Origin of the sequence: Corallococcus sp. CA049B (assembly GCF_003611685.1) — a bacterium.
GTDB classification, from domain to species: domain Bacteria; phylum Myxococcota; class Myxococcia; order Myxococcales; family Myxococcaceae; genus Corallococcus; species Corallococcus coralloides.
This window is the reverse complement of sequence record NZ_RAWC01000016.1, coordinates 68,033-79,212: the sequence shown is the minus strand read 5'-3', so window position 1 is coordinate 79,212 and position 11,180 is coordinate 68,033. Positions and strand designations below refer to the sequence as shown.

Sequence of the window (11,180 nt, the reverse complement as noted above, 5' to 3'; positions counted from 1 at the left end):
GCCATGCCGCGCATGAGCGATGAACGACTCCGCCCGTTGGTGGAGCGATTCGCGCAACTCGTTCGCGAGCACGCCGTCTTCCGAGAAACCTTCGGACTTATCTGATTTAGATGAGGGGATGCTTCAGGGCCCAATCCGGTGACACATTCTTCGTGTCCTCCAGGCCGACCTGGACCGCGCGCGCACTGGGCCGGGATGTGAATACAGGGTCGGCCATGTGGGAGGACCTGCAGAGCTGCGTCGGGGGCTTCCCCGCCGGCATTGAGGAGTCACAGCCCAACGCGCTCTACAAGCAAGTGGTCTGCCCTGCGGTTTTCGCCGTGGAGGAGCACATCGCGGGCGGCTATCAGGCGCGCTTCGGCAGCCCGAGCTCCCGCTCGGCCTCCCTCCGCTTGAGGGAGGGGAAATGGTCGCACTTTCGCGCTTGGCGCGAAAGTGCCGTGGAACCTTGTGAGGTTTGTCCGAGGCGGAGGCTGCGGCGACGCCAGACGCCGGAGGCGCTCCAGCCCGGTGAAGAAGAGGCGCGTGGTGCCGTCGGGCAGCCGGTGCTTCATCCGGCACGCGAGGCGGTCATCCTCCATCCGCGACAGTCGCTCCAGCGCCAGCGCGTCATGCGCCCCATGGCGGCATCGCCGCTCCAGCCCCTGCCTGTTGTTGGCATGGGGGTGCGTATTGGAATGCAGGGAAAGCCTTCCAATAAGGCGCACCGGGGCTGCTTTTGGGGCATGAATCAGGGGAAGGTCGGGAGTGACGAGGGAAAGGCGTGAGCGCGTGGCAAGCCGTGCTCGAAGAGCTCTTGAAGGAGTCGGCAGCGCTCGGGCTCGACGGAGGTGTCGCAGGTGGAGGCTTCCCGCCGGAGCTCTTCGAGCGGGACGAGCGAGGAACTCACCGGGCGAAGCGCCTGGGAGGAGTAGGCCCACGCGTTACCCACGCGATATGCGGGCTTCTCGTCCGCGTGACAGAACGCGCAGACGGTGAGGTCGGACTGGAACATGACCTTCGTGTAGGGAGCCTCGGGGGGCACCTCGGCTTCGATGGGGAAGGCCAGTTCTCCCTTGATGGAGCGGCCGGAGGCGTCGAGCTGGCTGAACTCGACGACCTCCGCTCCTGGGCCGTCAGGAACGACCGAGAGGATGAGGGGGCCCGAGAACAGGAAGATGCGAGGGCTGCGCCGACCATGCGCGGGTTGCGCGCTGAATTCGCTCTCCGTGGCACTCAGCCGCAGGGGCCGGTCCAGACTCTCCACGAGGCAGGCCACGGAAGTGGGGCGGGGCAGGGAGTTGATGAGCGCCACCGCCTCCTCGATGGTTCCGGGGGCGCCTGTGGCTCCGCCGGAGGGAACGCAGTCGCGGGGAGGCCCATCCGGGGGCTTTGAACCATTCGATGCGCCGCAACCTGCCGCCAGCACCGCCATCACCACCTGCGCGAACGCCCTTTGTCGCCACCTGTGCCTCACGTGTGACCTCCAGGGAACATCATGTCAGCGTCTGATGGGGCCGCACATCTGTGCCACATCCGCGCCGCGGCCAGAGCCAGGATGATGGCGGCCGTCCCCGGAATACTCGCCTCCAAGCCAAATGCTCCCCGACCACCATGGAGCATCCCTCTTCCAACTGGCTGCTGTCACGATGACGGAGGAAATCCGCTCACGTCTGAAAGCCAGACAAATCCAGGCGGCGATGGCTGCCAATAACGCCTGGAGGGCTGGGCTGACGGAGTCTCCCGATGAGGAAGCGTAAATCCAGCGGGTGCTTCGCGCACGCATCCGTTTCCGCGGACCCTGCTTGCTCAATCCACGTACGCCTCGTCCGCGAACCTTGGCAGCTGCGCTTCAATCCACGCGGCCTTCTCCTCGAGGGTGTCGCCCTCGGGCGGGTGCCGCTGACCGGTGGGCGAGTTCTCCCACTGCTCGACGATCTCCGCTTCGGACGGCGGTGAAGCCCCGCCACTGGCACGCTGGAGGTGTAGCGCCAGCTCACGGTCGGAGATGCGCTGGATGGCGGCGGCCTCCTCCGCGGGCGACTCTGGCGGGCATCCCTCCCGCTCGCGCTCCATCCTGCGAGTGACGTAGGCGGTCACCACGTGCTCGACCGCGACGTTGTCCTCCCAGCCGCTCGTCTGTCGGGCGATCTCCAGGCCCGCCTCGGGAGGAAGCCCCAGCTCCTCGAAGGCTTGCGCCACCAGCAACGGCCGCAGCAATGGGGGTTGGTTCGGGTCCAGCTTCCCCCCAAGGAGCGCGTGCACGTACTCATGGACGACCACGTCCACGTTCTCCGGGTCCGACGCGTTGTCAATCGACCGGGTCGGGACATAGACGACGCCGCCGTCGGTGACTCCGTCGGAGTTCGGGTAGCGGCGGGCGTACTCATCATCCGGGAGGACCACGACCTCCACGCCGGCCTCGCGCGCGGCGTCGACGATGGCATTGCCGGTCGGGGTTTCCTGCGCCTGCTTCTTGATGTCGGCGAGGTAGTCTTCACCCGCCGCCTCCACGAGCATCAGCAGCTTGCGCTCCCACGCAGTGTGCGCGGCGCCGTACTCCAGCAGGTTCGTGAAGTCCCCTCGCTGGGGCTCCTGCCGCTCGACGTCCTCATCGCGACGGACGTCCAACACAGCAACGGGCTGGAGGCCTTCACGGTCTCCAGCCCGTCTCGCTTCAGGTCACGGGGTGTAGAGCTCCGTGGAGGCGAGCCCCAGGCCCGAGCTGTTGGTGCCGCCCACCGCCAGCACCTTGCCCGACGACAGGGGGCTGAGCGTGAAGTGGTTGCGCACGGCCAGCATGCTGGCCGTGGCGCTCCAGGTGCCGGTGGCCGGGTCGTACAGCTCCGCGGTGGTGGTGCTGCCGAAGGTGCCGCCGATGACGAGCACCTTGCCCGACGACAGCAGGACGGCGACGTGAGCCGAACGGGCCTGCGTCATGCTCCCCGTGGCAGCCCAGGTGTTGGTGGCCGGGTTGTAGAGCGCCGCGCTGGAAAGGTAGGTGGTCGTGCCCGGGTCGCCGCCGGCCACCAGCACCTTGCCCGACGGCAGGACGGTGGCGCTGTGGTCGAAGCGGGCCGTGGACATCGGAGCGGCGGAGCTCCAGCTGGCGAGTGCCTGGCGCTCGGTGCCCACCTCGATGGCGGAGGAGGGCCCCGTCGGCGCCGTGTCGTCGGACGGGGCGGGACCGCAGGCCGCGCTGGTGAGCAGGAACACGATGGATGAGAAGGTGGATGCGAAGGAACGCATCATGGATTGCCCCGTTTGAAGCGAAGCCCTGCCATGGGGCAGGAAGGTCCTTGTCATGGCAGGGCGTGAATGCCAGCTCATGCGAAGGAGGAAGCCTTTCCACCTCTCGCGGCCGGCGGCGCGCATCCTTGTCACTGACAATGGGAAACTTCAAGCACATGCCCACGCATGGGCGCGCACCTTGTGGAGAGCGGTTGAAGGGCGAAGCCGCCCCTTGCAAGCGAGACTGCGCTACGCTGTCAGTTCTTCTCCAGGCCAAGGCCGGTCACGCGGCCATCCGGGATGACGCCCACCTTGTAGCGCCAGGACGAGCGGCCCCGCGGGCCCCAGGTCCTGCAACAGGTCCTGGTAGTACGGCACGTCTTCCGGGAAGAACCACGAAGCCCTGCCAGCTACCGGTGTGCTGATGCAGAGGCTTGCCCGCGCGCTCCTTGAGCGCCCAGCCAAAGCCATACGGATAGGAGGCCCCGCTGTTGAGCTTCACGGGCGTCAGGAACTTCTGCCAGCTCCCCCGGCCCAGGATGGCGCGCTGGTCCACTCCTGGTGCTCCAGGTTCGCGAAGCCGTACCCTTATATGCTCCGCCGCATGACCTCCGGTGCGCGCAGTCCTCGAGGAGTACGTAGGCGTCGGCCACCGCTGTCGCGAGACACCGTGGTGCAGACCGCCGTCGTGCTCGTCCGGGAACAGGGGTTGCGACAGCTCTCCATGCGGACGCTGGCCGAACGGCTCCGGGTCACGCCCATGGCGCTCTACAAGCACGTCGCGAGCCGGGATGCGCTCGTGCTCCTGTGCGCCGAGGCCATCCTCCAGACCCTGGTGTTACCCGCGGAGCCACAGGACCCGGTGGCGTGGCTCCGGCTGCTCGCGGGCCGTCTGCGCGCCGTGGGGCTGGCGCACCCGGGGCTGATGGAGTTCCTGCTGGAGCAGGGCCCTGTCGTCCACACGGCGCTCGTCATCCTCGACCGGACCGTGAGCGGACTTCACGCCGCTGGCATCCCGTGGAAGGAGGCGGGGGCGCTGCACAACACGTTCTTCTCCTGGCTGGCCGGAGCCATCCGCCGGCAGGAGCCGTGGGACGTGGGCCCACCGGGGACGCCGCCGCCGTTCGAGCGGTTCTTCGCGGCGGCCCAGGCGCTTCCCGCCAGGGACTACCCGGGGCTTGCCCACAGCGTGCCGCACATGCGGGCCACCGACGTGGAGCGGGAGTTCGAGCAGAGCCTCGGCTTCATGCTGGAGGGCATCCAGCGGCGCATCGACGCACGGCAGGCCCCCGCGCGAAAGCGCCCCCGCCGTCGCCAGCGCTGAGTGGGCGTCGCGTCACGCGTCCTTCGTGCCGCCAGCGCCTCCCATGTCCCAGTGCGCGGAGAGGTCCGCCCGTTCGCCCAGGAGTGCGTCCGGTCCTCCCACCCGGGCGAGCACCGCGTCGCGGGCCTCGATGACCCGGCGCCTGACCGTGGCCAGGTCCACGTCCACCAGGGCGCCCTGGAACTTCGCCCACCGTCCGCGCACCATCACCGATTCGACGTTGCCCGCATGCGCCTGGAGCACCACCGCGTCGCGGGGACGGTTGAGCGGCGTCAGGTTCAGCGCATCGGCGGCGAGGACGATGAGGTCCGCGTCCTTGCCCGGCCGCAGCGAGCCCGTTACGCGTCCCAGCCCCAGGGCCTCCGCGGCGTCGAGCGTCACCATCGGCAGCATGCGAGCGGCCTTGAGCGCGAGGACCTTGGACAGCCCGTCCTTCTCATGGGCCCGGGCCCGCTCCACCTGGAGGGCCAGCCGCATCGCGGTGAACAGGTCCCCGTCGTTGCTGGAGACGACGTCGCAGCCGAGCGTCGTCCGGACCCCCGAGCGCAGCGCGCGTCCGGTGACGGGGAAGCCCATTCCCATCTGAAGCTCCGTCTCCGGCGTCACCGCGACGGCACCGCCGCTGTCGGCGATGCGCCGCAGGTCCTCGTCGGAGCTCCACGTGCAGTGGACGAAGAGCACGTCCGGACCGAGCAGGCCTTCATCCGCCATCCGGCGCACTTCGCTCGGGCCTGACACGGGCCACGCGGAGCAGTGGGCGGTGATGGGGACGCCCAGCTCGCGCGCGGAGAGGATTTCCGCCCGGCTCTGCTCCCAGGGAACCTGCATCTCCGTCAGCGCGACGCCCATGCGGACAAGCCCGTTGTCGGAGGCCAGCCGGGTGGAGCGCAGGCGCCGGGCGTCCTGCCTCCGGCTCGCGGGGGTCGGCAGCGCGGTGCTCTCCTGGGGACCCGCCGCGTAGCCGTAGGCGAAGAGGGCCCGGATGCCGGAGTCCTCCAGCGCCGTGAGCGCGGCGTCCGCGTGCGCGGGTGACTCCACGCAGTGCGAATAGTCCACGAGCGTGGTGATGCCCGCGTCCAGGGCCTCCAGCGCCCCGGCCAGGTTGGCGGCATGCACGTCCTCCGGCTGGAACGCGGGCGACAGCTTCACGCGCACCGCCGCCAGGTAGTCCATCACCGTCCAGTCCGCCCCCAGGGCGCGCAGCGGCGTCTGCCACGTGTGCCGGTGCGCATCGATGAGGCCGGGCAGGAGCAGCTTCCCGCGCAGGTCGACGACGCGACCGTCCCCGGCATGCAACCGGGGACCCATCGCGACGATGCGTCCATCCTCCACCAGGACGTCACCTCGCGACAGGTCCGCCTGTTCGGGGTCGCAGGTGATGACCTCCGCTCCACGCAGCAGCCATCGGTCGCCCATGCGGTGCTCCTCCAGTCAGGCCCAGCGGGTATACACTGTATACCCGCTGGGCCCGGGAAGGCTTCCCCAAGGGATGGCGGTGGCGGGTTACTGGCAGGTGATGCCGGGGAGGCCGCGGTAGGCGCCCTGCGCGGTCCACCGCGTGTAGGGCGTTCCGCAGGAGCCCGCGTAGGGGTCATCCGTGCCGTAGCCGGGGACCCAGTATTCGAAGTGCAGGTGCGGGCCGGTGGAGGCGCCGGACGAGCCCACCCGGGCGATCCAGTTTCCGCATGCGAGCGTCGTGCCCCGCGCGAACTGCTGGGTGTATGCCTTCAGGTGCCAGTATTTGGTCTGCGTGTTGTCCGGGTGTCGCATGATGATGTAGTTGGCCGTGTAGAGGCCGCAGGCGGCGTAGGGGTTGGCCTGGTCCCAGTAGTTGCACCGGTCGAAATAGCCATCCACGGACGCCTCGACGTAGCCCCGGGCGGCGTTCATGGCCCAGACGCCGTAGTCCATCTTGCTGAACCCGCCGACCAGCGCGTAGTCGATGCCCGTGTGGCCGCTGTAGCGCACGCCGCCGCAGGCGTAGTCCCGGCCGCCGTAGTCCTTGTACGCGCTCACCACGCAGCCGCCGTTGCCGCACTGGTCCGCGAGCTGCGAGGCGGGGAAGCGGAACATCGTCTGGGCGGAGGACACCGCCGGGAAGGCCAGCAGCGCGAAGGCCAGCGCGAGGGTCAGGGACTTCACGGCTCACCTCCCACATCCGGAGCCGCGTGGCCGGTGCGCACATTGAGCTTCCAGAACGCTCCGCCGCCGGCGTTGTAGCGAAGCACGTCCTCGTTCAGCCACTCCATGTGGTGGGTGGAGACGGGCGGGGGCACGAACTCCTTGGGTGGGCCTCCGAACAGCATCCAGTTCTCCAGGCCGACGTTGGTGAGCTGCCGGGCCGGCGCGCCCTCCACGTTCGTCACGTAGAACGACGCCACGCTGGTCCGACCGGACACGAACACCACGGTCCTGCCATCAGGGGAGATGCTGGGGGTCGCGTCCACGCCGGGGCCATCCGCCAGGACCTTCACGCGGCCCTGGAGGTCGATGAGGCCCACGGCGGTTTCATGCGGCCCCTCGCTGTTCATCAGCAGCGTGGCCACCAGCGCGTCTCCCTTCGCCGTGGGGAACAGGTCCCCGCCCACGCCCCGCGCGAGCAGCCGGTCCTGGCCATGGGCGTCGCGCATGCGCAGGGTGCCGTCGCCCTCCAGCAGCGCCACGTCCGTCCCGACCGAGCGGGCTTCGCGGTACTTGAAGTCGCGAGCCACCACGCGCACCGCGCCGGTGGATTCGTCGTACCGGACGATGGCCAGCAGGGGCAGCTCGTCCGTGCCCAGCGGCTCCGCGGGAATCTCCGCGACGACGCCCGCCAGCATTCCCTGGCCCTGGCCGAAAAGATGGATGAACCGGGCCTTGGGGCCGAACTCCTTCGCAACGGCGGGGACCAGGGACTCACGCGCCTTGGTGACACGGCGCAGATCCGCCGGATTCAGGCGGTCCGCCGCCAGGGCACTGGTGGCCGCAAGCGTCATCACTGTGAGTGTCAGGAATTGTTTTCGCATCTCGCTCCAGGGGAGAGGGAAACAGCGGGGGAGGATGTGTCGACAGGGTTTTCTCGCGTCCCGTGAATGAGTTGCTTTGAAAGTGGTTATTCGTGTAATTCTCGAAAATTACATGATTGTCATCTGCTCGCCCGCGCGGGCGGGGCGTGTAGGAGGGATGGGAGCCCGGTTGACAGGGAGGGCTGGGGTGAGGTGCCGAAGAAGGCGGCTGGCGGGGCTCCCAGGCTGTGTGCCAGGGCGGTGAGGAGGCCGTGCAGTCCCCTCTGGGCACACGCCGGCCAGGCTGCCCACTCGGCAAGGGCCGCAGGGGCATGGGCTTCTGGGGCAGCGCGACGGCTTGTGGCTCAACACCACGCCAGCTGGGTGGCCCCTGCGCTGGGGCCAGCTTCGCGGGCCGCGCTCCTTCTGCGGTTCCGTCTCCGCCAAGGGGAGGCTCTTCACCCAGTGTAGGGCATCAGTATCCCACTGGTGGGCTATGGCCTCTGGGTCGACTCTGAATGACCTTGGCTCCCGTCATGTCCGGCAACCGAGTTCCGGCATCCCTATGCCATGACAACCCATAGGGCCGTCGCTCTCGCTTCAACGCTGTTTGCAATTCCGGCCCTTGTGGGGCGCGCCACCACCGTCAAGTCTGTCGAGCTTGGTCAATCAAGCCCTCCGTGCCTCTGTCATTGACGCACTGAAGCAGATGGTTCAGCAGGACGCGGTGGCGGCCAACTTCTCCACTACGCCCCAGGTGGGGTCCGGCAATCAGTTCAAGTGCTGGGCTTTGACACATGCAACTGGACGCTGCCGGGCCCCGGTCCTTCCCCCGAAGAGGTACTATGCCGTCAACGCCGTTGCGCCAAGAAATCGCTTTCGCCGTACTCCGGCTCATTCCCGCAGCCTGCTTCGGACTTGGCCTTCTGTTCGCCCCAGGTGCAATCGCGCAGCCCGCCGCCGGAATCGCAAAAACGGTGCCCTTCGATGTGGCGCCTCTACCAGCACGGCGATGCACGTGCAGAGATATTGAAGCTCTCGTAGATAACTTGTACGGCGGCACAGCCTTTGCCACGCATCAACGCGACCTCCAGAGACAGTTGAACGATCGAGAAAACCAGGGGCTTTCGCGCACCGAGTCTCAGAACGAATGGATCGCAGCCGACGCGGCCTTCAAGGCACCCCCTCGCGACAAAGGCGCAGGTGGGGGACGCAGCGCAGCCACACCGGAGGCTGCGACGACCGATGGAATCACGTGTAAATCGGTTATACCCCAGACCAGTCTTACCCGCGCTTGCGACGGCTTCATCCGAGCGATGTGGGCGCACGAACGCGTGCATCGCGATTATTGCAAAGCTCGAATCGGGCTGGGGAAGTCAGCGTTTGATTATCCCGGAAGCTATCATGCGAATGAAGAAGCCACTGCCTATGACGCGGGCAACGTCATTCTCCGTGCGGAAATAGAACGGGTCTTGGAGGAGTCTCGGTTGACAGTTCAGGCCACGATTGATCATTCGGCCTCGTCCCCGATTTCGCACGTCGACTCGAATTTCCGCATCGACTTACAGCCGCAGGGCGCGTCTGGCGATGGTGTGGTGGAGTTTGTTGGCAAGGGTCAAACCCATTTCACCAGCTTCCGCCACGGGGATTGCTCTGCCCGGCCGCTCAATCAGGCGCTGGCATTTTCCGTCCGCACTGGGGATATGCAAAACTTCACAATGTTCTATAAGCCCGGAGGTCCGCAAACGGCGCCCTACTCCTGCACAAGAGTGAAGGGGGTTGTCAATCAGCCGCTAATTCCGATTTTCGCCAACCAATGGGTGCAACCGATCCGGCTTCAGCGCCCATTTCCGTTTCAGGCCTTGGTTATCGTGGGTGGCAGTAGCAGAGGAATTCCTGGTCTGCCACCTGGCATCTCGTTGCCAAACATGGGCTGGCCTCAAAATCCCACCGCGTCGGCGAATGCAGGCATACCCGATCTCACGGCAGGCCCAGTCGTTACCATGGTGACGCTGAGTTGCCCGTAACCGTCCGTCTAATGACGTGACGGTTCGCTTGAGGATGGACGTCGGCCGTGATCAGCGAGCGCGGCGGATGACCGTCAGCAGCACCTGCGCCAGGGCGGAGATGAGCAGCAGCCGGTCTTTGCGGTCGGTGTCTCCACCCGCACCTGCTTCGGGCCCATACCCAACTTGAGGTCCTTCACGTCCCGGAACGTTTCCTCGATGGTGACGCGGCGGCCATAGGCGTCCAACACCTCCTGTGCAGGCGCCTCGTTGAAACTGGTGGCCAGGCACCAGGCCTCTTTCATCCCCTTCCTCTTCACGCACACCACCGCCTCCACCTGCGATCGCGGCGGCGGACCGCTTGAGTGGCACTGCTGCCGGACCTTCGATTTGAGCGACAATGGAGGACATGGCGGTCCGCCTTGCGTTCATCGTGTGTCTCCTCGCCGTCATGCCCGCTGGCGCCAACGTGGCCGCCTCCACGCGGACGCCGGCGACCTTCACCCTGTCATCAGGGACCGCGCGCACGCGCTCGGAGGTGCTGAGCGAGAAGCTGGACTTCGATTGCTCGGAGGCGGAGCAAGAGGCGGTCTGCCGCTTCGAGGCGCGCTACCGGCTGCGCAACGGGACCGCCGAGGCGGAGGTCATCGATGCCGCCTTCCTGGGGCGCCGTACGCACGAGGTCCGCGTGCGCTTCGACGAGGCGCCTCTCCCGGTGACAGAGGGGCAGGCGGACGCGATGGGCGCCTCGCCGGTGGAGCGCTTCGGCTTCACCCTCACGCTTCCTCCCGGGCGGGGAGGGGAGCTGGTGGTGCGCGGCGTGATGCAGCTCGAGCGGCGCTTCCTTCCCTCGGGGTACGTGTGGCCCGCGGTCCAGTCTCGCCACGCACTGCTGTCCCCCGGACCGGCGCGGGCCACGCACTGGGACATCGACTATCTGCTCGGGCCCATCCGGACCTGGGCGGGCAACCCCACGCTCCACGTCACGGTGCGTGTCCCTTCCGCGTGGGAGGTGGGCAGCAGCCCGGACGGATCCGCGCGCACGCTGCCGGTGGCCACGGGCTGGCGACTTCGGCACGAGGGCGAGCAGGTGCTGGCGGAGCGGAGCCTCACGGCGGAGAGCGCGCCCGAGTGGCTCAACGTCACGCTGACGAAGCCCCAGTCCTGGTGGATTCCGGGCGGTGTGCAGCTGGGCCTGGGCGCGCGGCTCGGGGACGGTTCCCGCTTCATGGCACGGCTCGGCTACCAGCTCGCGGCGCCCGAGTCCTTCCTGCATTCGCTCTCGGTGGAGACGGACTTTCGAGAGCAGCTCGTCCTCACGCCGCTCACGCAGTACGCGACGCCCCAGGTCGTCATCATCCCGAGCCTCGGGCTCGGCCTGGGGGTGCCGGTGCAGGTGCTCCCCGAAGCCAGGCCGGGCCTGCGGCTCCTCGCGGACCTGCACTTCGGTCCGCTGGGGGCCGTGCTCAGCTGGGACCACTATCCGGCGCTGTGGGAAGGTACGGACTCCTTCTCGCGGCTCATCCTCCTGTTCCAGGTAGGGCTGTAGGCCGGCCGCATCTCCCTCTCGCGCTGTCCCGGAGGGGCACGCCCGCCGCGCGCAGGTGCCCGGGCGCGTCCGTGGCGCGACCATGGGCGTGGAGCAGGCGGGACCCG

11 protein-coding genes are annotated in these 11,180 nt (G+C 67.8%); 3 read left to right on the top strand and 8 right to left on the bottom strand.

Annotated features, from left to right (window positions below; genetic code table 11):
• Positions 1 to 269 precede the first annotated feature (269 nt).
• The 4 genes from D7W82_RS41365 to D7W82_RS06050 all read right to left on the bottom strand — a co-directional run bounded on the left by D7W82_RS41365 (position 270) and on the right by D7W82_RS06050 (position 3,231).
• Positions 270 to 707 (bottom strand): transposase, encoded by a 438-nt coding sequence (locus D7W82_RS41365; protein WP_233587331.1) that lies wholly within the window; start codon positions 705 to 707, stop codon positions 270 to 272.
• Between the two features lie 23 nt (positions 708 to 730).
• Positions 731 to 1,294, bottom strand: a complete 564-nt coding sequence (locus D7W82_RS06060) for a hypothetical protein (RefSeq protein WP_120617424.1) — start codon at positions 1,292 to 1,294, stop codon at positions 731 to 733.
• Positions 1,295 to 1,788: 494 nt separating this feature from the next.
• Positions 1,789 to 2,610, bottom strand: coding sequence for a hypothetical protein (locus tag D7W82_RS06055; protein ID WP_147439236.1), 822 nt, complete (start codon positions 2,608 to 2,610; stop codon positions 1,789 to 1,791).
• Between the two features lie 51 nt (positions 2,611 to 2,661).
• Positions 2,662 to 3,231 carry a kelch repeat-containing protein gene (locus D7W82_RS06050; protein WP_233587330.1) on the bottom strand — a complete coding sequence of 190 codons (570 nt, stop codon included), beginning with the start codon at positions 3,229 to 3,231 and terminating at the stop codon, positions 2,662 to 2,664.
• Positions 3,232 to 3,883: 652 nt separating this feature from the next.
• Here D7W82_RS06050 and D7W82_RS06040 point away from each other — a divergent pair.
• Positions 3,884 to 4,534 (top strand): TetR/AcrR family transcriptional regulator, encoded by a 651-nt coding sequence (locus D7W82_RS06040; protein WP_158617598.1) that lies wholly within the window; start codon positions 3,884 to 3,886, stop codon positions 4,532 to 4,534.
• 12 nt (positions 4,535 to 4,546) lie between these two features.
• On the opposite strand, the gene D7W82_RS06035 is transcribed toward D7W82_RS06040, so the two are convergent.
• The 3 genes from D7W82_RS06035 to D7W82_RS06025 all read right to left on the bottom strand — a co-directional run bounded on the left by D7W82_RS06035 (position 4,547) and on the right by D7W82_RS06025 (position 7,509).
• The gene (locus D7W82_RS06035) at positions 4,547 to 5,950 is read right to left on the bottom strand and encodes an amidohydrolase family protein (protein ID WP_120617420.1); all 1,404 of its coding nucleotides are present in this window, start codon (positions 5,948 to 5,950) and stop codon (positions 4,547 to 4,549) included.
• Positions 5,951 to 6,037: 87 nt separating this feature from the next.
• Positions 6,038 to 6,676: a M23 family metallopeptidase gene (locus D7W82_RS06030; protein WP_014399663.1), complete on the bottom strand. Its 639-nt coding sequence runs from the start codon at positions 6,674 to 6,676 to the stop codon at positions 6,038 to 6,040.
• Positions 6,673 to 7,509, bottom strand: coding sequence for a hypothetical protein (locus D7W82_RS06025; protein WP_233587329.1), 837 nt, complete (start codon positions 7,507 to 7,509; stop codon positions 6,673 to 6,675). The genes D7W82_RS06030 and D7W82_RS06025 overlap by 4 nt, the downstream gene beginning before the upstream one ends.
• An 869-nt stretch (positions 7,510 to 8,378) precedes the next feature.
• On the opposite strand from D7W82_RS06025, the gene D7W82_RS39970 reads away from it, so the two are divergent.
• A complete protein-coding gene (locus tag D7W82_RS39970) occupies positions 8,379 to 9,545 on the top strand; it encodes a hypothetical protein (RefSeq protein WP_147439235.1) in 1,167 nt (388 codons plus the stop codon).
• A 74-nt stretch (positions 9,546 to 9,619) separates the two neighbouring features.
• Here the strand turns inward: D7W82_RS39970 and D7W82_RS06020 are convergent, their stop codons facing one another.
• Positions 9,620 to 9,829, bottom strand: coding sequence for a hypothetical protein (locus D7W82_RS06020; protein ID WP_120617418.1), 210 nt, complete (start codon positions 9,827 to 9,829; stop codon positions 9,620 to 9,622).
• Between the two features lie 104 nt (positions 9,830 to 9,933).
• On the opposite strand from D7W82_RS06020, the gene D7W82_RS06015 reads away from it, so the two are divergent.
• Positions 9,934 to 11,073: a hypothetical protein gene (locus tag D7W82_RS06015; protein ID WP_233587328.1), complete on the top strand. Its 1,140-nt coding sequence runs from the start codon at positions 9,934 to 9,936 to the stop codon at positions 11,071 to 11,073.
• Positions 11,074 to 11,180: the final 107 nt, after the last annotated feature.

Excerpts from the sequence above, each read along its gene's own strand:
- D7W82_RS06025 (WP_233587329.1), bottom strand. The coding sequence starts at position 7,509 with ATGACGCTTGCGGCCACCAGTGCCCTGGCGGCGGACCGCCTGAATCCG.
- D7W82_RS06015 (WP_233587328.1), top strand. The coding sequence starts at position 9,934 with ATGGCGGTCCGCCTTGCGTTCATCGTGTGTCTCCTCGCCGTCATGCCC.
- D7W82_RS06035 (WP_120617420.1), bottom strand. The coding sequence starts at position 5,950 with ATGGGCGACCGATGGCTGCTGCGTGGAGCGGAGGTCATCACCTGCGAC.
- D7W82_RS06020 (WP_120617418.1), bottom strand. The coding sequence starts at position 9,829 with ATGAAAGAGGCCTGGTGCCTGGCCACCAGTTTCAACGAGGCGCCTGCA.
- D7W82_RS06050 (WP_233587330.1), bottom strand. The coding sequence starts at position 3,231 with ATGATGCGTTCCTTCGCATCCACCTTCTCATCCATCGTGTTCCTGCTC.